This is a genomic window from Acidobacteriota bacterium (assembly GCA_016713675.1).
Taxonomy (GTDB): domain Bacteria; phylum Acidobacteriota; class Blastocatellia; order Pyrinomonadales; family Pyrinomonadaceae; genus OLB17.
The window spans coordinates 606,279-627,963 of the sequence record JADJOS010000001.1 but is presented as its reverse complement, the minus strand read 5'-3'; the positions used below and the strand labels follow the sequence as shown (position 1 = coordinate 627,963).

General features: G+C 54.2%; 16 protein-coding genes and 1 tRNA gene. 5 read left to right on the top strand and 12 right to left on the bottom strand.

Annotated features, from left to right (window positions below):
* Positions 1 to 24 precede the first annotated feature (24 nt).
* The 9 genes from IPK01_02850 to IPK01_02810 all read right to left on the bottom strand — a co-directional run bounded on the left by IPK01_02850 (position 25) and on the right by IPK01_02810 (position 14,030).
* Entirely contained in the window at positions 25 to 4,233 is a 4,209-nt protein-coding gene (locus IPK01_02850) for a hypothetical protein (protein ID MBK7932436.1), read from the bottom strand.
* A gap of 325 nt (positions 4,234 to 4,558) precedes the next feature.
* Entirely contained in the window at positions 4,559 to 6,562 is a 2,004-nt protein-coding gene (locus IPK01_02845) for a VCBS repeat-containing protein (GenBank protein ID MBK7932435.1), read from the bottom strand.
* Between the two features lie 354 nt (positions 6,563 to 6,916).
* Positions 6,917 to 7,186, bottom strand: a complete 270-nt coding sequence (locus IPK01_02840) for a hypothetical protein (protein ID MBK7932434.1) — start codon at positions 7,184 to 7,186, stop codon at positions 6,917 to 6,919.
* Between the two features lie 136 nt (positions 7,187 to 7,322).
* Complete coding sequence (locus tag IPK01_02835) at positions 7,323 to 7,556, bottom strand: hypothetical protein (protein ID MBK7932433.1); 234 nt, start codon at positions 7,554 to 7,556, stop codon at positions 7,323 to 7,325.
* 86 nt (positions 7,557 to 7,642) lie between these two features.
* Complete coding sequence (locus tag IPK01_02830; GenBank protein ID MBK7932432.1) at positions 7,643 to 8,878, bottom strand: type II secretion system F family protein; 1,236 nt, start codon at positions 8,876 to 8,878, stop codon at positions 7,643 to 7,645.
* A 101-nt stretch (positions 8,879 to 8,979) separates the two neighbouring features.
* Positions 8,980 to 10,185, bottom strand: a complete 1,206-nt coding sequence (locus tag IPK01_02825; protein MBK7932431.1) for a type IV pilus twitching motility protein PilT — start codon at positions 10,183 to 10,185, stop codon at positions 8,980 to 8,982.
* A 24-nt stretch (positions 10,186 to 10,209) separates the two neighbouring features.
* The gene (locus IPK01_02820) at positions 10,210 to 10,998 is read right to left on the bottom strand and encodes a hypothetical protein (protein ID MBK7932430.1); all 789 of its coding nucleotides are present in this window, start codon (positions 10,996 to 10,998) and stop codon (positions 10,210 to 10,212) included.
* A 14-nt stretch (positions 10,999 to 11,012) separates the two neighbouring features.
* Positions 11,013 to 12,860: a type IV-A pilus assembly ATPase PilB gene (pilB, locus tag IPK01_02815; protein MBK7932429.1), complete on the bottom strand. Its 1,848-nt coding sequence runs from the start codon at positions 12,858 to 12,860 to the stop codon at positions 11,013 to 11,015.
* Between the two features lie 216 nt (positions 12,861 to 13,076).
* Entirely contained in the window at positions 13,077 to 14,030 is a 954-nt protein-coding gene (locus IPK01_02810) for a tetratricopeptide repeat protein (GenBank protein MBK7932428.1), read from the bottom strand.
* A 210-nt stretch (positions 14,031 to 14,240) separates the two neighbouring features.
* Here IPK01_02810 and IPK01_02805 point away from each other — a divergent pair.
* Positions 14,241 to 14,317: transfer RNA gene (locus IPK01_02805), tRNA-Met, on the top strand.
* A gap of 189 nt (positions 14,318 to 14,506) precedes the next feature.
* Here the strand turns inward: IPK01_02805 and IPK01_02800 are convergent.
* A complete protein-coding gene (locus IPK01_02800) occupies positions 14,507 to 14,650 on the bottom strand; it encodes a hypothetical protein (GenBank protein ID MBK7932427.1) in 144 nt (47 codons plus the stop codon).
* Between the two features lie 62 nt (positions 14,651 to 14,712).
* On the opposite strand from IPK01_02800, the gene IPK01_02795 reads away from it, so the two are divergent.
* The 4 genes from IPK01_02795 (at position 14,713) to IPK01_02780 (ending at position 20,317) form a co-directional block, all read left to right on the top strand.
* Entirely contained in the window at positions 14,713 to 15,114 is a 402-nt protein-coding gene (locus tag IPK01_02795) for a hypothetical protein (GenBank protein MBK7932426.1), read from the top strand.
* Between the two features lie 198 nt (positions 15,115 to 15,312).
* Positions 15,313 to 18,288 (top strand): M48 family metalloprotease, encoded by a 2,976-nt coding sequence (locus IPK01_02790; GenBank protein ID MBK7932425.1) that lies wholly within the window; start codon positions 15,313 to 15,315, stop codon positions 18,286 to 18,288.
* Positions 18,289 to 18,298: 10 nt separating this feature from the next.
* Complete coding sequence (locus tag IPK01_02785) at positions 18,299 to 19,705, top strand: beta-lactamase family protein (GenBank protein ID MBK7932424.1); 1,407 nt, start codon at positions 18,299 to 18,301, stop codon at positions 19,703 to 19,705.
* A gap of 6 nt (positions 19,706 to 19,711) precedes the next feature.
* On the top strand, positions 19,712 to 20,317 hold the full coding sequence (locus IPK01_02780; GenBank protein ID MBK7932423.1) for a class I SAM-dependent methyltransferase: 606 nt from the start codon (positions 19,712 to 19,714) through the stop codon (positions 20,315 to 20,317).
* 62 nt (positions 20,318 to 20,379) lie between these two features.
* On the opposite strand, the gene IPK01_02775 is transcribed toward IPK01_02780, so the two are convergent.
* Positions 20,380 to 20,988, bottom strand: coding sequence for a DUF4142 domain-containing protein (locus tag IPK01_02775; GenBank protein MBK7932422.1), 609 nt, complete (start codon positions 20,986 to 20,988; stop codon positions 20,380 to 20,382).
* Positions 20,989 to 21,091: 103 nt separating this feature from the next.
* The gene (locus IPK01_02770) at positions 21,092 to 21,628 is read right to left on the bottom strand and encodes a hypothetical protein (protein ID MBK7932421.1); all 537 of its coding nucleotides are present in this window, start codon (positions 21,626 to 21,628) and stop codon (positions 21,092 to 21,094) included.
* Between the last annotated feature and the right edge of the window lie 57 nt (positions 21,629 to 21,685).

Genomic DNA, 21,685 nt, shown 5'->3' with positions numbered 1-21,685 from the left:
TGGGCCGAATAACCTCAGTCCGAGTCAGCGAACGAATGCATTCGGCACAGGCATGTCGCCGGTGATGCCGAATTGCTGGATGAGAATGCCGGAGGTCGATCGGTCGATATACCAGTTACCGTTCGACGGGCGAAAGACGCCCGGGTCGGACCTTGCATCGCCGTCGTAGTCGCCCGGAACCGGCAGGTCGCCTGCGGCTCCGAACGGAAAGGCGAAGTACGAAAGGTCATCACTTCGCAGGATGTACCAATAGCCGGTCGCCGGATCCCAGAATGCAATGTCTGCCTTGCCGTCGCCTGTGTAATCAGCCGGTACGGCCTTGTCTGTCGGCCGGCCGAATTGTGTTGCAAACACACCGCCCGAGCTATATGCTATCCACCATTCGGCCCCGTACACACCATTCGGCCGAAAGATCGCAACGTCGGCTTTTCCGTCGCCGTCGAAATCCTCACCGATCGGCTTATCGCCGGTGGATCCAAATTGTACGATCCCGACGTCTCCCGCGGACCGATTGATATACCAGGTCGCATTCGACGGTCTGAAGATCGACGGGTCTGCCTTGCCGTCACCGTCGTAATCAGCCGGAACGGGAATATCCGACGTCGTACCGAACGGGAATGCGTAGAATGAAAAGTCCTCACTTCTAAGGATGTACCACTGACCGGTCGACGGCCGCCAAAAACCGACGTCAGTTTTACCATCACCGGTGTAGTCAGCCGCAACGACGGTGTCGCTAGAGACACCGAACTGGACTGCCGAGTTGCCGCCCGTGCTCCTGAGCCACCACCATTCAGCTCCAAAGGTTCCGTTTGGCCTGAAGATCGAAAGATCGGACCACATATCGCCGTCAAGATCTGCGGTGGTTTGCGTGCCCGCACACTTGCCGAAACCGTATTCAGAAGCGGCGTTGAAAATAGACCAGACTTCGGACGGCAAAAGAGCACGGTCATAAACGCTGACCTCGTCGATCCTTCCTTGTAGATTTGCCGCTGTTCCGTAATCCCAAAGCCCGAGCCGTGTCCCCCTTGACTGGTAGGAGTCGGAAACACCGGTGACTGATTTTTGATCACGAAGCACACCATTTACATAGAGAGCAAACGAATCGCCGCTTTTGGTCGCCGCCACGTGATACCAGCTTCCAAACGAGTATTTTAGGCCGGAACGCAATACTACTTGCCAGACGCTGCCGTCACCAATATTCAGTCCAAATTCGTTGTGTTCAGTATGGCCCGCTCCCAGATAGGCGAGCAGCAATCCGTCGGGAGTGCCATTGCTTCTGCCAAACACGGTACAGTGGCGGTCATCTGAACATGACGCGGGATTGACCCAACCTTCGACTGACCAATTGCTGCCCATATTGAATGCCGGTGCGGTGACGTAGTCATTAACACCGTCAAAGGCAAAGGCGTTGCCCAACATTCCGTTGACAAACGTCGTTCCGTTCATAAGTGTTGCGTGGTTAGCCTTTCGTTGATCGAGGGCATTTCCATTAGCCCTCCACCATGTGTTCAGTCCGTCCGGAATTGAAGCACATCCGGGTCCTTGAACTGTGGCGGCATTGCAGGTTCCAAGTCCTCCCGACCTATAGATCGTTTGGATCTCAGACTGTGATAGTGTGCGGGCGAATAGTTGGACCTCGTCGATAGTGCCGGCGAACCGATAGGCGGGGCCGCCATACACATCTGTTACTCTGGCACCAAGATATAGGTTTTTGGCCGTCATTGGGGTAAAGATCCCAAGGTTTGTGTTGGCAACGACTTCGCCGTTTCGATACAACTTCGCATCCCCTGTTGTTTTGTCGTACGTCAATGCTACATGGTAAAAGGAGTCAGCAGAAACCACGCCCGGACCGCTTTCGAAAACATGATATGTGCCGCTGGTGTCGATCAGATTAGCGAACAAAACACCGGCTGCGGCTGACAAATAGAAATGGGAGCCATAACCATTCGCGTCGCCCGGTTCGCCGCTCCATTCGAGTATCGGTCTGAGAGGTTCTCCGGTCGAATTGTCCGACCTGATCCATGCGTTCGCGGTAAGGCCGTTCGCTGCACCAACATTCAAGCTGGCAGACGCCGGGATTCGAACGTAGTCGTCAGTTCCGTCCAAAACGAACCCCCGACCTACCATTGCAGTACCAAAGGTAGTTCCTTTTAACAATGCTCCGTGATTTGAACCGACATTATCCAGGCCGTTGTCTTCGCCCCGCCACCAGCTGATCAAGTTCGCTGGCGGTGATGCACATGAACTGCACTTGCCGGTGAATCCGGCATTGTAGATCGCCAAGGCCTCGGCCGGCGACATCGCCTGTCCGGCGATTCCAACCTCATCGGCCATGCCGACTAGCTGTAGGACCGGCATTCCATCGTCCCGATCCATTCCGATCAGCAGCGGAGCGCTGTCGTAAGCGACGTCGCCATCGCCGGTTGTCGACGCAACCACAGAACCATCGATAAACAATCGGTGCATATCCGAAGCGTCGTCGTATGTATATGCGATGTAATACCATCGGCCGGGTGTCGGTGAGAATGGGTACGACAAAAAGACTCCACCATAGCTACCGTTAAGGTTGCCGCCTTGCATCCATATGACGTATGCGTTGAATCCACCCGTAAGGTACGGCTTAGAGATCAATGCCGCTTGCGGCGACGCCTCATTGAATTTGAACCAGCCGTCGAGTGTTATTCCGTTCACTGGGCGAAGGCTCGGGCTGTCCGGTATCTCGACATGCTGACCCGCAACGGCAAAGTTGAAAGCCTGACCGACCTTGCCTGCGGCAAACGTCGCTCCGTTCATAAGCGTGCCATTATTGTTCCCGATCGTGTCGCTGCCGTTCCCTTCGCCGGGCCACATACTTATCATATTGCTTGGTGGAGGCGCACAATCCGGGCACATGCCGGCGGCATCCGCGTTATAAACAGCGGCGACCTCGCCGGCAATGAGGGTTCGGTTGAATATCGCGACCTCGTCGATCTGTCCGGAAAAAAAGACCGAAGGGTCATTGATAAATCCGAACCCGATGCGTGCCCACCCTGAAACGTAGTTAAAATTCCGCGGCCGGCTCGCGGCCAGCGACCCATTCTTATACAGCCGTTCGGTCGTGCCATCCCATGTGTAGGTGATGTGCGTCCATGTACTGACTGTTACAGGCACCCCGGTCTGCCAGTCAAACGTATCCGTATGGTGATAGACCCTCACATTTCCGTTATCGATACCGAAACCGACCGCCTCGCCCGGTGCTCCGCTGCCGAATGCCGTAACCATGTGAAACTGTGTGACCGCGACCGGTGCCTGATTGACCCATGCCGAGATGGAACCCGCCGAATTATTTAGGTGCTGCGAAGTCGTGCCGAATGGAAGTTCGACATATTGTTGATTCAACTGGTTAAAACTGAATGCTTGATCGACCTTGCCCGGTGCAAATGAGACGCCGTTGACCAAGCTGCCGTTGTTGCTGTTTATAATGTCCGTGCCGTTACCATTGGCGGGCCACCATCCGACCGCACCGCTCGGAAGGGGCGAGCATTGGATCGTACATTTGCCTGAACTTCCTGCACTGTAGATCGCGGCGATCTCCGAATCGGAGAGCGCCCGGTCATATAGAGTCGGTTCATCGATCTGACCCGTCCAAGACGAACCTCCGGGCCGATAGCCGATCGTGATACCGGTTGTGTCGATCACGGTATTCAGGCCGATGGCCCCGGAATTTTCGAGCTGGCCATTAATGTAGATCTTTACGGTTGTGCCATCGTATGTCACGGCACCGTGATACCAGGTGTCTGGCTGGATGACCGTACTTGCTGCGAGGTCTGCACTATGGCCATAAAAATATAGCCGGCCCGGGGCATTGCTTGATGTAATTAGACCGAACATTTGTCCGCCGGACGGCGTGCCGTATTGAAAAAGACCGGACTCGCCAGGTGTCGCCGGAGCTTTGAACCAAAGTTCGACGGTCCGTGCCGATGCACCGACAGGTAAAGCCGATGTCGTCGACACCTGAGCATAGTCGCCGTCGCCGTCAAGATTGAAAGCTTGCCCGACCTTACCCGCGGTAAATGCCGCGTTGCCCTGCAGAACGGCATTGTTTCTGTTGAAGTTATCACCGGAACTATTCTCTGCCGACCACCACGAGATCGCCCCGGAGGGGATCGGCACGCATGCCTGACCGTTCGCGGTCGTTATCGCGCCAAAGATAATTATTGAAACTGCAATGAGTAATAGAATTTGGTATCTCATCTTGACCTCCACTCACCGATCCGGCGCAAACACAAAAAAGCACCGGCTTGCCAGACGGTGCTTTTTTCGGATAGTAGCGTTGAATTTTCCGGCTCAGGCGGAGGAATGCATAAACGTCCCGCGAACAGCCGATCGGTTGTAAAAATTTGTCCGGAAATGTGGCTTTCTATCATCGCCGCTCCCTCCCGGAAGAATAACTGAGAATATTTTCACATTTCGGTGGGCAAGAACTATGACATATGTCACAAATCCCAATAAACTTCGCCAAAAAAAGAAGAAAAGCTGCCCTTTTGGACAGCTTTTTTCGAAGGGATGAAACAGGCTCTCAGCGCACAAACGCATTGGGGACGGGCAGGTCGCCAGTTGTTCCAAATTGCTGGATGAGCGTTCCGGCGGTTGAGCGGTTGGCGTACCATGTTGAGTTGGACGGGCGGAAAACGGCCGCGTCGAACTTGCCGTCACCATCATAATCGCCGGGGCTTGGCAGATCGCCCGTAGTGCCGAACGGGAAGGCAAAGAATGATAGATCCTCACTTCTCAACACCGTCCAGAAACCGTTCGACGGGCGAAAATATGCAATGTCCGCCTTTCCGTCACCGGTAAAGTCGCCGGGAACCGTCTTGTCGCCATTTTGCCCGAATTGGAGAGCGAGCAAACCTGCAGTACTGCGGTTGATCCACCATTGGCCGACGCTTGGACGAAAGATCGCAACATCTGAGTGCCCATCGCCGTCGTAATCTGCAGGGACCGGCACATCGCCGTTTGTTCCGAATGCCTGGATCGAGATTCCTCCTCCGCCTGAATTATTAATATACCAAGTGCTGTTTGACGGGCGGAAAATGGCCGGATCCGCTTTGCCGTCGGCGTCATAATCAACCGGGGCCGGCACGTCGCCGTTAGTACCGAACGGGAACGCATAGAATGAAAAGTCCTCGCTTCGCAAAATGAACCAGTTGCCGTTCGACGGCCTCCAAACGGCAATATCCGTCTTGCCGTCTCCGGTGAAATCGCCCGGAGTGACCGTGTCGGTCGACGAACCGAACGCTACGGCCCCATTCGTACCGTTCGACGACCTTAGCCACCACCATTCGCCGGGGCCCGGACGAAAGATCGAAAGGTCTGTCTTTGCATCGCCGTCAAAATCAACCGCCGTCGAAGCTCCAACGTTGAAGGTCTGTTCATAAACGACCGTGTTGTATGTCGCACGGAATTTCCACTGTCCACGCGGCGCGTTTGCCGGAAGCGTGTGTGTCCAGTACCAGTACGACGAATTGTATGTATTTGGACTGTTGTGTGTCCACGATTGAAACGTCGAACCGTCAGGCCTAAGCACAATATAATTGGTTCCCTGTCCGGTCGTTTGATCTCGATAATAAGCGGCCGTAATGAGTGTGTCTCCGGGCTTGAATACACGTTTTTCGTTCGTGGTTTCGGTCGTTGGGCAGGCCGGGAAGACCGGAGCAGCGGAATGTGTGATAAGGCGGTTGATGCGTGAGACACGATACGGGTCCTGTGCTGCCCACCATGATGCTGCGTTCATCGTATTACAAGTGCCTTGAAACGGATCCTGCAACTGGTTCGCGGAATTGTACAGTTCGAAATGAAGGTGCGGCCCAGTCGAATTGCCCGAGCTGCCGATCACGCCGAGGCGTTCGCCGGTCACGACCGTGTCGCCGACCACTTTCGGATTGAGTGAGCCACTCTTCATGTGGCCGTACCATGCGACCGAATTATCCGCGTGACGGACGTAGATCGCGTTCCAATTGCCGGCTCCGAAGCCACATTGGCGGTCAAAATTTCCGTCCGCCTTGTTAATGATAGTTCCGGGGGCAGCGGCGATCACCTCGGCTTGGTTATTGTCCATCTTGTGCCAGGAGAAAGGCCATGTGTATATGTCTATGCCGCCGTGATTATATCCCGACGCCTGATCGTAGGTCCTTGCACCGCAATTCCAGTCGAGTACCTGATTTGGAAAGGCTAGATTTTGATCGACGTAATTCGAGATGGCGTCGGCGTTAAAATGGTCAACTCCGGGAGTCTTGCGAACCGGCCACGATAACGGCACAAGCTGCGGAACAGCCTCTGAAATCAGGCCTTCACGCGTCAGCCGTTCAATGTTTGCTCGATTCTCAGCCTGGATCGAGCGGCGCTGTTCGTCTGTGATCAGATCCTTTGGCTCATTTTCAAATTCGCCGCCGCCGAAGGGCTCCAAAACAGGCACGAGTTCCTGTGCGCCCGAGCCGGGGCCGGTTAGCGACAAGGAACCGAATGCGACCGTCATCACAATAGCGATCCCGAAAATCAAACTGAGCGAAGAGCGTGTTTTCATATGATTCTCCATAGGTACGGATCAAAAATCTGAACGACTGGCAGCCGTTAACAGAGCTGCCCAGGAATTGAAATCGAATGAGCTGTATTATATTTTCATTTCACCAAAATGAGCAAGATATTTTTATTTTTGGGGGAAGACCGATCGTGTATTTTTCACCTCGGGTTTGAATTGTGGTACGTACCACAATTTTATCAGCAAAATTGATGAAAATGTCGAAAAAACGCGTTCTGCCACAGTTTTTAAGGGGGTTAGCGACAGTGTTTTAGGGGGCTAGCGACAGTAAAAAACAGGGTCAGCGACAATAAAAAAGACCCCCAGCGACAATCGAAAAACGGGTGCAGTAAAATGTCGCTAGCCTTGTCGGAGACCGAGTTTGAGCAGAAAGTCCTTTCTCTGCCTTCGGACGAGAACGATCAAATCGACGATTCTGACTGAGCCGACAAGGACGAGCAGATTTTGCCGGAAGACTCCCTTTTGACCTTTAAGGACAAGCTCAGACGAATGTCCTAGCCGCCCGTTGCTGACAACCGCGACCAGATCAGCGATCCCGACATTGCCGGCAAAAACGAGTTGCCGGCCAGACCCAAGATATCTGGGCGAACGGGCGTCCTCATCCGTCATCCGGTATTGCGGATCGGTAAGCACCGCAGGGAAAAGACAGACCCGGCTTGTCCTCTAATCAAGAAGCGTTATTTTTTTACAAAAAAACGTCCGGAGATCGAATCTTCCGGACGGTAGTTACTATTTTAGATATGTGCTAGAGGCCGATCCTGAAGATGTGCCATGCGACATAGATGAACCCCGAAAGGAGTGCCCAGACGGCGCCGACGGTGAAGGTTCCGATCTGTGTATATCGTTTAAGAATGACCCGGTGAGTGCGGCTCGCATATCCCGTCAATGTCGCGATCTGAGGGCTCGCGAGCATGATCAGGACGCCGACAACCAGGTTGTAGGTCACGATCATCGAGCTGACATCACCGGTGGATTGCATGTTTTAGTATTTGAGGAAAGGACCACGAGCAACGGCCAAAGCGGCGGGCTCACCTCGTTGGTAGGGAGGTGAGCCAAGCCACAAGGTTATTTCGTCGGACCACCGGCGAGTTTGCCGATGAGTGAGAAGAGCGGCAGATACATCGAGATGACGATCGAGCCGATGGTCACACCGAGAAATGCGATGAGTACGGGCTCCATCAAGCCGAGCAAGTCGGCGATGGCGGTATCGACCTCTTCTTCATAGAAATCGGCGATCTTGCCGAGCATTGCATCGAGGGCACCGGTTTGTTCACCGACGCCGATCATCTGGCCGACCATATGCGGAAAGACGTTGGTCGCCTTGAGCGGGTCGACAAAATTCTCACCGCGTTCGACACCTGCACGGACCTTGAGGATCGCGTCTTCGATGATGACATTACCGGCTGTCTTTGCCGTAATATCAAGTGATTGGAGGATCGGCACGCCTGACGACAATAGTGTCGAGAGGATGCGTGAAAATCGGGCAACCGCCACTTTTCGGAGGATGCTGCCGATGATCGGCATCTTGAGCATCAAAGCGTCGATCTGCCAGCGGCCCTTCGGCGTGGCGTAGTAGAACTTGATGCCGACACCGCTTGCGATAAGGGCAACGGCGGTTGAGAGCCCGCCCCAACCGGCAAGGAAGTTACTGATCGACATGACGATACGAGTAGGCAGCGGAAGCTGTTCGCCCGGACCCAATAAGCCCAAAAAGATCTGTTGGAATTGCGGTATGACGACGATCATGATGATCGAGATCGCTCCGATCGCGACCGCTATGACTGCGGCCGGATAGATCGACGCTGATACGATGCTGCGTTTCAGCTTTACGACCTTTTCGATAAGGGTCGCCAACCGCTGCAGGATCAGATCGAGAACACCGCCCGTCTCACCGGCCTCGACCATGTGTGTGTATAGTTTGTCGAAGACCTTCGGATGCTTGTCCAGAGCCGCATAAAGGGTCGAACCTTCCTCGACACTCTGTCGAACCTGTCGCAGGACATCCTTGAAAAAGGCATTTTGCTGCTGTTCGCCGAGGATGTCGATACACTGGACCAGCGGCAGACCGGCATCGATCATGACGGAAAACTGTCGCGTGAACACGGCGAGTTCCTTTGCCTTGACCTTTTTGCGGCGGCCGAGTTTTGGGATCGAGATCTCGCGGCCCTTTTCTGAGGCCTGCGTCATCACGATCTGTTCGCGTCGCAATAGTGCTCGCAATTCGTCCTGTGTCGCGGCTTCGCGGTCGCCGGAGACAAGTTCGTTGAGACGGTTTCTACCCTTAAATGCGTATGTTGGCATATTTAACTCCAATGGAAAATCGAAAGTGGAAATTGGAAAATGGTGAATGAAAAAGTGAAAGGTGCTTGAATCTTCCGTTCTCCAATTTCCGCTTTACGTTACTATCTCGGCCTTTCGCCGATGTTTCGTCCCTGAGCGTAGGGGCTCGCGTGGCCGTTGGGCGGCATTCCGGCCCGGGCCGGTCCGCCGTATGATGAGTTCAATCCGCTGCCGCGTTCGATCAACTCCTTGAGCTCGTCGGCGTTAGACGAACGCTGCATGGCGACATCGAGCGTGATCTGTTTCTTATGAACGAGTGTCGCAAGAGCCTGGTTAAAGGTCTGCATACCGAATTTGTCCTGTCCGGTCTGCATCATCGAGTAGATCTGATGGATCTTATCCTCGCGGATGAGGTTGCGGATAGCCGGATTCGGGATGAGAATTTCGAGCGCCATACACCTGCCGTCGCCTGTTGCTTTCGGCAGCAGCGATTGGCACATGATGCCTTCGAGAACCAACGAGAGCTGCGTGCGGACCTGCGACTGCTGGGCCGACGGGAACACGTCGATGATACGGTTGATCGTCGAGTAGGCTGAGTTGGTGTGAAGTGTGGCGAACGTCAAATGGCCTGTTTCAGCAATACGCAGGGCCATCTCGATCGTTTCCAGATCTCGCATTTCGCCAACAAGCACGATGTCCGGATCCTGGCGAAGTGCAGTTCTAAGTGCGGCTCCAAATGAATGCGTATCGGCCGCGACCTCGCGTTGATTGACGACACAATTCTTATGGTTGTGCAAAAACTCGATCGGATCCTCGATCGTCAAAATATGGTCGTGGCGGTCCATATTTATCTTATCGATCATCGACGCGAGCGTGGTCGATTTACCGGAACCGGTCGGGCCGGTAACCAGGACCAGTCCGCGGGGCTTTTTACAAAGATCTGTGACGATCGGCGGCAGGCCCAGAGCGTCAAATGTTTTGATCTCGTAGGGAATTGAGCGGAAAACCGCACCGACGGCACCTTTTTGATTGAAGAGATTGGCACGAAAACGCGACATTCCTTTCAATCCGAAGGAGAAGTCGAGCTCGAGATTCTCTTCGAATCGGTGCTTTTGAGCATCGGTCAGGACCGAATACGCAAGGCGCTTTGTATCCGACGCCGTGAGCGGGGCAAAGCCCACGAGCGGAGACAAATGACCGTGTACGCGTACCTGCGGTGCCGAGTTGGTCGACAGGTGAAGGTCACTGCCGCCGGCATCGGTCATCTTTTTGAGCAGATCGGGAAGTGTGATCTGCGATTCAACACTGGTTTGGTTTTCGTAGCTCATAATGATCTGTGAGAGTCGAGTCGACTAGTCCTTTGTTGCGGCACGCTGTGTTCCGCGGACGCGGGTCTGCAGCGAATCGAGCACCTTTTCTGATTCCTCGGCTAGACGTTCTGCCTGTTCGACAGGTGAATTGGTCGCGACGTTGTAAATGCGGCCGTCAACCTCGGTGAAATAGAACATACGTGACTGAACACGGCCATTCTTTGCCTGAGATTGAGCAGCTACGACATATACCGTTCGTCCGCCGATCTCTTTCTGATAATCGTTAACGACCCAGCCGTTTTCGCGGATCATTTTGTTGATCACATCGCGGCGAAGTGCGGATGTCGAAACGCCGCCGACGCTCTTGCCTTTTACCGACGTCGAACTATCGCCCGCCGGGCCGACAACCGAGATCGACGCGATCCCGACTTGGGATCCGGCCGAATCATCGACGCGGAATTGCAGTTCGGACGGCGAACTCTGTGCTTGATTCCAGCCTTTCGGTGCGGTGTCGGCGGCCGACACTACAGTTGATTTGGCCTTTTCCGATCTGGGCCTGGGTGTTGAAGTTTTAGGCAAACCTGCCTGAGCGGCCCTGGCCAGACGAAGCTGGCGCAGGCGGAGAGCCCTCGCTCTTTTACGCTGAGCCTTTTTACGGGCCATACGGGCGCGATACTGACGCCACCATTTTTTAGAGTACTTTTTGTACTTTTTGACCTGTTTCTTTTTCTTGCGTTTCGGGCCGGCTTCGACGCTGTCCGTCGCGAGCGGAACGATGACGCCGATACCAACCAATAATGCTAAAGATAATGCGATTGCCCTAACTAACATACTTCCTCCGTGTGCTAAATAACTGTTTCCTTCACCACTTCTTCGATGGTTGTGATTCCCTGTCGGATCTTGCAAAGACCCGATTCCCGTAGGGTTATCATTCCGAGTTCGATCGCCTTTCTCCGTAATTCCATGGCGCTGGCGCCTATGATAATGAGTTCGCGGAGTTCGTCCGTGATCTCCATGACCTCGTACAGGCCGACGCGGCCTTTAAATCCTGTTCCGTTGCAAGTCGTGCAGCCGCGGCCCTTGTAAAGCTGTATCTCTGACACTTCTTCGGCTTTGAAACCGACGCTGACCAAGCCCTCCGGCGGATGGCTGACCTCTTCTTTACAGTTTGAACAGATGCGGCGAATAAGCCGCTGTGCCTGAATGATGTTGACCGACGTCGCCACCAAGAACGGCTCGATACCCATGTTGACCAGTCGCGAAACCGTCGATGGTGCGTCGTTGGTATGCAGTGTCGAGAGAACAAGGTGGCCTGTCAATGCGGCTTTGATAGCGATCTCGGCCGTTTCGAAGTCTCGGATCTCACCGACGAGCACGATATTCGGATCCTGACGCAGGAACGAGCGAAGTGCGGCGGCAAAATTGAGCCCGATCTGCTCCTTCATCTGCACCTGATTGATGCCCGAAAGGTTGAATTCGACCGGATCTTCGGCCGTCATGATGTTGGTCTCGGTCGTGTTTAGTGCCTGCAAGGCAGAGTAAAGCGTGTTCGTTTTACCCGAGCCGGTCGGGCCTGTAACGAGTACCATTCCGTAAGGATTGGCGATGTTGCGTTTGAATTTCTCGAGACTCTCTTCCTCGAAACCGAGCTTGGTCATATCGAGCATCAGCTTGTCTTTATCAAGCAGACGAAGCACGACCTTTTCACCGAATAGAGTCGGCAGGGACGATACACGAAAATCGAGCTCTCGCGAACGGTTGTCGATCTTGACCTTGATCTTGATACGGCCGTCCTGCGGCAGGCGTTTCTCGGAAATGTCCAATTTCGCCATGATCTTGAGACGCGAAATTAGCGGATCGCGAATCTTAAGTGGGGGATGCATGACATCGTAAAGGACGCCATCAATACGGAAACGAATGCGAAAGTCTTTCTCGTACGGTTCAACGTGTATGTCAGACGCTCCGCGTCGGAGTGAATCGACCATAAGCACGTTGACGAGACGAACGACAGGTGCATCTTCGCTGGCTTTTGCGAGTGCAGCGAGGTCTATTTCCTCGTTGTCGTCCAGGACCTCAAAATCCTCCCCCTCGTGAGAGGCGAATTCGAAGCGATCAAGGGAGACATCAAGGTCGGATTCATTGAGGCGTTGAACTTCGGCGGATTTGTTGTGATTAACAACGTGGCCATTGCCGTTGCTGTGACCGTTGCCGTTTAGGGCGGCTTCGGCTTCGACGGCGAAGGCAGCGTCGAAAATGTCGATCTCGTTCGAGCCGATGTAATATTTGCCGATGGCGAGTTGGATGGAGGATTCGGCGGCGATGACGGGCTCGACATTAAATCCGGTCATGAATTTAATATCGTCCATCGCAAAAACGTTGGTCGGATCGGCCATCGCGAGGGTTAGCGTAGCGCCGACCTTGGAGACAGGCAGGACGGAATATTTGAGGGCGACCTCGTGAGAGATCAGTTTGATGACGTCCTGTTCGATGTGGAAAAGTTCGAGGTTGATCGAAGGGACGCCGTACTGGCGGGACAAAACTGCGGTCACGACATCGTCCGAGCAGATGCCGAGTTTGACGAGATTAGATCCGAGACGGCCGCCGTTGGTACGTTGGTACTCGAGGGCCTCGCGCAATTGCTGCGACGTGATCAGATTTTCGCGGACGAGTATTTCGCCTAGTTTTGTGGACATTTATATGTGGGTTGCCTAAACAGTTACTTCAGCTCCGACATTGCATCGTTCAGAAGAGAATTGTCGCGGTCAATTTACTGAGAGGTAATACAGGAAAACGATGATAAACATCGTTGACAATTAAATATACATTGTTTAACCAACGAGTGTCAACAAAAGTTTTGTCGATTTGGAAAGAAATCGATCAGTATGAACAGTCGGTCAAATTGACGCAATTTATTGCCCGTCGAGCTGTTTGCGGAGTTGGGTGACGAAGGATCGGACGGCGGTGGCTTCGTTCGAGTCGGGGAAGATGCGGAGGAATTCCTCGTAGACGGCGATGGCGTCGGCGAGTTTTTGCTGGCGTTCGTAGATGAGGCCGAGGAGCTGCATGATGACCATGGCGTCGGGGGCACCCGCGAGCTGTTTGATCGAGAGCTTTAGATTCTTGGCGGCTTCGTTGTAATTCGCCTGCTCGTCGTCGAAATTGCCTGAGCCGCCGGCTGATTCGGCACGTTCCTTATATAGGAGTCCGAGGCCGGTGTAGGCTTCGGGCTGAAAGCCCTTGCCCTCAGTGATCGCGCGTTTGTAGAGGGCGATCGCCTTTTCGTCCTCGCCGTATTCGCGTTGGACACGGCCCTCGACAGCGGACGCCTCAGCGTAGCCGGGACGGAGTTTGCGAGCCGCGGCGAGCGACTTGAGAGCATCTTCGAGGTCGCCCATGTCGGCTTGTGTGCGGGCCATCGCAAGAAATGCCTCGGGATATGCGGGCCGCAGTTTTACTGCTTTTTTATATGCCGCGACGGCCTTTTCGCGGTCGAGTTGGCCGAGGCGTTCGGCTTCCTGGAATGTGAGCTCGGCCTCGTCGTCAGTCTTGACGAGCGGGACCTTGATCTCGCCTTTTTGAGCGGCGCTTAGCGGCTGATCCTTTTGCTTGAAACCGTCGGCGCGAACGCGGATCTTGTGACCGCCGGTGGTGACCGTTCTTATCGCCAAACTGCCGTCCTTATCTGCCTTGCCGTACAGAACGCCGTCGATCCAGACCGAAGCTCCGGGCTCGGTTACTACAGTGATGCTTCGAAATTGAGTTGCCGCCGTGACCGGGCGTTTTGGCTGGGCCGTCGCCGCCAACGGCAGAAGAACCGCCGTAAACACTATCGCAAGCCACAGATTTGCCCTTGTATTTCGCATAGATATCGTCCTTATTCGACGCCGCGGCGGCGAGCCGGGATGCTTTTGATTTTACAACAGAGATGTCGTTGAGCCACAAAGAACACGGCAAAATTTCTACGCAGAGGGCAGAGAGTTATTCGCAGAGGCCGGAGAGAAACCCGCTCTCACTGTCTTGCAACCGTTTTGCCCTTGATTTTTTCGCACGCGAAACTATAATCATATGTTCGTGGCTGGGTAGCTCAGCTGGTTAGAGCGCGGGATTCATAACCCCGAGGTCGAGTGTTCAAGTCACTCTCCAGCCACCATTTCGATTTAACAGGCTGCTGTTGAAACACATGTTTCGGCGGCAGCCTTTTCTTTTCAAAGCGTATATTCTGCGACAAAAAATAAGGCCCAGCGACAGTTCGAAACGGGTCCAGCGACAATCAAGAATGGGGGCAGCGACAATTAAAATTGGCCCAGCGACAATACGGAATTGGTACGATGGGTGAAATTTAGGCGAATTCGTCGCGTCCGGCGAATCGATCGATCTCGTCGAACTCTTCCGCCCGCAATTGATCCACGCAGAGGTCACGGAGCAAGGCCGCGGAGTTCGCGGAGGTGCCTTCGGACCATCGATCGATCCGAGCAGATTTCATAGTTGCAACATAATCGCGTATATGCTATATTGACCATCCGAATTTTGGAGGTGAACAACTATATGGAACGAAAATGGATGATCTATAGCGAACCGCCGACGCGGGTGACGAATGGCCTGTATCTGTCGATCAACAAGATCGGTGAACTGACGCTGGGCCGCGGTTCCTACGAAGCATTGGGGCAGCCCGAGGCCGTGTATCTGATGTATGACCCCGATAATGACCTGATCGGACTGAGAAAGACCGAACGGCTGATGCCGAACGCCTTCGCTCTGCGTGCCAAGAACGACAGCGGAAACTACGTCGTTCGTGCCAAACCGCTGTGCGTCAAGCATGACCTGAGATTTGACGGCACGGTCCAGTTCGTCGAAACATCGGTCGAGGGCGAAACCCTCGTCGCCCATCTGCTGAAAACAAGGCCGGTCCGCAAGCGATCGAACCCCAACCGCAAACGGTCTAAATGATAGACCGCTGCCCGCACGTAAAATGCGCGAGCGGAGAGTGGCGTCGCGATCGCGGAAATCACAAAATGCTTCGCGATCGCGAAGGAAACTGTTAACATCCATATCTGAACGCTATTGGGGAATTGTTCGCTGACCTTTGCCCTGAACACTTGTTCGGGTTGATTTTCTGAACAGCGCAAATATTGCCGGAGGAACGTTATGCATCTCTCAACGACCGGGGCCGGTCTTTTTAGGATCCCAGGGTATATTGCTTTGTTTTCGCTGATCATTTTCGCGTTTGCGGGGGTTAGTTTCGGGCAGGCCTGCGATCCGCCGGCGATCCAGTTCAATTCAAGATCGGAAAATATCTTTACTGCCGAGCAGGAAATGTATCTGGGCGAGACCATTTTGGACAAGGTCCGCAACAACCACGGCGTGATCGACGATGCGGCCGTGACGGCGTATTTGAACAAGATCGGCGAACGGCTTGGCCGCCACCTGCCAAACTCCGGCATCAAATTCAGGTTCATGATATCGGACGTTCCGGACACGAACGCGTTCGCATTCCCGGGCGGTATAATCATGGTCACGCGAAAGATGGTCAATTTCGTCAAGAACGAGGACGAACTGGCCGGCGTAATGGCACACGAGCTCGGCCACGCGACGGTAAGGCACGGCGGGCTCGACTGGAGCAAGTATTTTACCTCGCTATTGAATGTAAAGGCGGTCGGCGACCGAGCCGACGTTTTCGAAAAATACAATCAGGTGATCGATCTGTGGAACACGAAAAACGTAAAGACGGGCTCGAATCACGAAGACAACCAACAGTTAGAAGCGGACAAACTAGGCATGTTCGCCCTCGTTGCCGCCGGATATGACGCGTCGCAATTTCCGCAATTCTGGGTACGTTTGACCAAGGCCAAGAAACGCGGCGGCCTGTCGGCTCTGTTCGGCAGCAGCAGCCCGGCTGACAAACGGCTCAAGGAAATGCTCGACCAATTTCAGTCGCTGCCGCCTGCGTGCCGCGAACAAAGGGGCGGAGCCGCAACTGCGGATTTTGAAGCCTGGCGAACGTCCGTCCTCACGTTCAACGCTTCGGCGAAGACCGAGGTCGTGCCGGGACTGATCAACGTTCAGGAATTCAATCCGCTGCGGAGCGAGATCGAGCACCTCAAGTTCAGCGGAAACGGCCGGTACATTCTCGCCCAGGACGCATCGACCATAACCGTGCTGACGCGCGAACCGCTCAAGGCCGTGTTTCAGGTTCCTGCGTTGGATGCCCGTCCGGCCTGGTTTTCGGCGGATTCGAGCGAGATCGTCGTTGTCAGCGAATCGCTCCATGTTCAGAAATGGAATATCGCGGCGAACAAGTTGACCTCGGAATACGAGGTCTCGATCCCGGACCCGTTCTGGCAGTCGGAGGTTTCGCCGAACGGCGATCAGATAGCCGTCTACCATTACAGCGGCGATGTTGCGATATACGAGCTGAAGACCGGTGATGAGCTGTTTCGGGATAAAAAGTTCTTTGTGCCGCAGGACTTCATAATGGGCATGATGTACTTTATGCGGGCGATCAATGGCGGCGGGGAATTACCCGTACTGTCGCTGAATTTTTCGCCGGACGCTAAATACCTCTTAGTGAGCCGCGACCTTTCGCCGGGTTACGAAGATGGTTTTGTCGAATTTTCCGGCTCACCCTTCGGGAGCACTATGCGCGGTGCGTCAATACTCGGACTCCAATCGGACAAGTTCCTGGGCGTTGACATTGCGGCCCGAAAGGCATTTCCTGTCGGCGATAACATCAAGAAGCTGGTTCGGATCGGTTTCGGGTTTATGGGGACGGACAGGATCGTCGGACGGGCCGACGCGGATATCAAGAAGTCCGGCATTTTCTCGTTTCCGGATGGTAAAAGGCTCGAACAGTTCGATCTGGGCGGCACTAGCTTTAGCCAGTCGACCGCAGGCGATCATATCGTCGTGCGTCCGGTAAATGGTGCCGCGGTCGGCGTTTTCGATCTGAAGCAAAAGAAATATGTCTTTGCGGGAAAGAAAAAAGCCCTCGATGTGAGCGGAAACTCGGTCGTTGCGGAGAGAAAGAACGGGGAACTTGCAATATATACGGTCGGAACGGTCGAACCCATAGCTGCCGTTACCTTGCCAAAGAGCGACTTTGGTTCGCTGCGGACCGTGACATTCTCAGATGACGGGCAATGGCTGGCGGCGTCCGAGCGATCGCGTGGTGCGGTGTGGAATCTGGAGACGGGCGAGCGGCGATTTCATATCCGTTCGTTTCGCGGCAGCTATATCGCTCCTGACGGCAAGGTCTACGCCGATTTCCCAAAATTGGGCGAGACACCGAGGTCGATCGCTGCCCTCGATACAACCACATTGAACGTTGTGCAGGGCACCGAACTAAAAGACGGTGATTTTCGACAGTTCGGCCGGTATGTCGTCGTTCGCAGGCCGTTGAAAAAAGAAGCTCCGAAAACCGACAAAATTGCCGAGAAAAAGGCCGGAGATAAGCCGTTCGTCGAGGAAGAGGCAGACCGGCGGATCGGCTCGAAGCAGACGGCGATGGAGGTCCTCGATGCTCAAACGGGGGCGTCGCTGTGGACGCGCGAATTTCGCGACGAAACGCCGCGTTACTTTGTAAATCCGACCCACAATTCGATGGTTCTGGTGTGGCCCGTTAAATCGGCAGCAGCGGCGGAGATCATCAAGCAGAACGGCGAACTGCAGGGAAAGGTCAAGACCGCGAAAGAGAACGAACGCGATCTGCTGATCCAGATAGTCGATCCGGCGACGGGCGTCACGAGATCTCATTTCATACTGGAAACCGGACAGGGTTCGTTCGGTGTGCAGAGCGCAACGGCGGCCGGCGATTATCTGGTAGTCGACGACGACGAGAACCGGCAGCTGATCTATTCGATCTCAAAAGGTTCGCTTATACGGCGTGTTTTCGGCTCGAAGGGAACGTTTTCTCCTCAAAATGGCCTCATCGCAGTCGAAAATACCGAAGGCCGTGTCTCGGTGATCGATATTGCAACGGGACGCGAGTCCGGGCAGGTCGTGTTGAAAAAAGGGATCGCCGCGATGACATTCTCATCGGACGGCAAACGGCTGTTTTTACTGACCCGCGATCAGATCGCGTATGTCCTGGACGCAGAAAAGATCGGCAATTCGCAGGCCAATTGAGACGCTCAGAATGACGAATAGAACCAGATACTGCTTTGCCTTTTTGCTGATGCTCGTTGCCGCTGCGGCGGCGCGGGCCGACGGGCTTGATAGATTCATCGCCGAACAGATCAAGGAGCGAAAGATCCCGGGGCTTTCGATCGCTGTTATTCGTGACGGCAAGGTAATAAAGGCAACGGGTTACGGTTTTGCGAATCTTGAGACGCAGGCTCCGGCGACGAAAGACACGGTATATGAGATCGGTTCTATATCGAAGCAATTTGCGTCCGAGGCAGTAATGCTGTTGGTCGAGGACGGCAAGCTAGATCTCGACGATCCCATCCGAAAATATTTGCCCGCAAACGCGCCAGAATCCTGGCAGAAGATCACGGTCAGGAATCTGCTCAATCACACCTCGGGACTCAAAGACTGGACGGAGATCAAGGAATTTTCGTACCGGCGTGAATATTCGGCTGAGGAATTTATCGATCTTGTTAGGCCGTTTCCGTTGGTGTTTCAACCGAACGAAAACTGGGGCTATTCGAACACGAATTTGCCGCTGATCGGTATCATAGTCGAAAAAGCGAGCGGGAGATCGTTCGAGGAATTCGTCACTGAGCGCATTATCAGGCCTTTGAATTTTCCTTCGATACGTTTCAAACATCAGGAAGACGTAGTGAAGGATCGGGCGGCGGGCTATGTTTTGCGAAACGGCGAGTGGAAGACCGGCGAGCCTTTTCGGCCAAAGGTGATCGCTCCAAGCGGCGGGATCCTGGCGAGTGCCGTCGACCTCGCCCGTTGGTGGGAAGCCGTTTTTCAGGGCCGCGTGGTCAAACAATCGAGCCTAGAGCAAATGCTAATGCCGGCGAAAACTAGCGACGGCCGCCGCGTAAACCACGGCTTCGCGTTCTTTACGGATTCATTTAACGTCCACAAAATGGTCCATCATCACGGCTCGACCGTCGGCGGATTTGGCAGCGTCGTGCGTTATTATCCGGCGGAAAAGATCACCATAGCGATAATCGGGAACCTCGAGGATGGCGGTTTTGGGCCTGAGTATATTTCGAAACGCGTCGCCGACGCCTACATTCCCGGAACCTTTGCCGGCGGAATCAAAGAAGTGATCGACGCGGAGCAATCACAGAGGTCGCTCCAGATCTTGAAGGATATTGCTGAAGGTAAAACGCCGGATCAGTTGTCGGCAAATTTCGCCTCGAAAGTGAGTGCGGATTTTCGAAAACAACTGGCGTCAAACCTCAAGGCGATGAGGTCTTTCGCGTATCTCGGCACGGAAAAGATAGGCAGCGATCACTTTATGCTCGACGTGACGGCCAGCGAATTTGTCCGTTTCAAAATGACGCTCGCGAAAAGAGAGGTCTTTTATCATTTTCGAATGAACAATGAAGGCAAGATCGGTTGGATCGTCTTTGAGGATTAGCGGCGTATGAACAGTGTTCGCGAGACGTTCGGCGACATCGACATCTATCTTTTCGACCAGATCCAGAAAGGCCAATTCACGCCGGGAATGAAGATACTGGATGCCGGCTGCGGCGGCGGGCGGAATATCGTTTGGCTGATGCGGAACGGCTTTGACGTGTTTGCGGTCGATAAGGATGAAAGGGCTGTGGCGGCGGTCAGAGACACGGCGAGGCTAATTGCCCCCGATCTGCCGATGGATAATTTTCAGACGGCGTCGCTCGACGCGATACCGTTTGCGGAACAGACGTTCGACTGGGTGATATGCAACGCGGTGATGCATTTTGCGGCTGACCGCTCTCAATTCGATCGCTGGCTGGCCGAAATGTGGCGTGTACTCAAGCCCGGCGGCGTATTTTTCGCACGGCTTGCGTCGTCGATCGGGATCGAAAAGCTGCTAATTCCGACATCGAACGGCCGATATATGATGCCGGACGGGTCAGAGCGATTCATTGTCGATGAACAAATGCTGCGAGACTCGACCGCGAGCGTCGGCGGACAGTTTCTCGAACCTATCAAAACTACCAATGTCGAGAATTTGAGATGTATGACGACCTGGGTCGTCGTTAAATAGAAAGCGTCCGTTCCGGCTGTTCGAGCCGAAACGGACGCTATATTTACCAACTGATTTCCCGCCTATTTCATCTTGGCCTGGATGGCTTTGATCTTTTCGAGATGGCTCTTTAGTGTCGGCAAGGTCTTGGCGGCGAAGGCTTTGACGTCGGCATCGGTCGCGTTGTCGGCCTGTTTTTGGAAGGCGGCGACGTCGTCCTCGTGGTCTTTGACCATCGCTGCGACGTAATTTTTATCGAAATCCGCGGTCGCCTTGGTCAGGTCGTCAACGGTTGACTTGTGCGAGCCGATATCGATGGGAAGCGTGAGCTTAAGTTTGGTTGCGAGGGCCTTGACCTCGGCGTTGACCTTGGCGTGGTCGGCCGCGATCATCTTGCCGAACGCCTTTACTTCAGCATTTTGCGATTTGGTTGCTGCGAGGTTGCCGAGTTGGACCTCTGCCATTCCGCCCTGGGCGGCTGCTTTCAAAAAGTCCTCGGCACTCGGTGTGGTCATCGCCGTGGCGGTGTTCGCTATCGCGTTGACAGCGTTGCCGGCCATATTGGCGGTCCTGTTCACTGCATTGCCGGCCTGATTGGCCATGCGGTTGGTGTTTACGTTGACATCGCCGCAGGCTGCTAAAAATACGGCAAAGCCTATCGTCAATGAAGCTAATATAATGATGTTTTTCATGATCTACTCCTTATTCGTTGGAAAAAAAAGTTCCCGGTCTTAGGGATTCTAATCAACGCGGAGCGATCGAACTGTTAGTTATCGAACATAGGCGTAAATTTATTTAGCGGAGCCATGAGGCGACCGCCTTGAGGCCGTCGTACGGTTTTTTAATGATCGAACCTACTTTGGCGAGGAAAGAGCGTTTGTCGGGGCGTGCGGCTTTTTCGGTTTTGGCGGCATACTCGGAACGCTTATCGTCGGCCGCCGTGAATGTCACGGTCTGCGGAAATTCGGTCCGCTCGACCGTATACGCGGCAGATCGGTAAACGGGAGCGACGAACTTAGGCTGCGGTTTGACCGTTCTGGCGGCACGCGGGCCGGCGTTCGGTGTTCGGCGTTCGACGGCTGCGATGGCCGCCGGCCTCCGGGCCGTTCGTCTGTCAGCCGCGGGCGTTTCGGCCGGTCCCTCGGGCGTGGTGCCGCCGGCAACGACGATCTCATTGCTGAGAACGGGTTCTCCGGCCGCCGGGAGGGCATTTGGTTTGGCAAGCGATCTATCGTTTCGGGTCGATTCCATCGTGTCGAGCGTCGCAAAGAACGCCACAAATACGATATGCACGCCCAGGACAGCGATCATTCCGAATATAAATTTTCGCATGTTATCTCCGTTCTCCCTGTTATTTTTGTTTAAAACTAGACAAACACTGACAAGAGT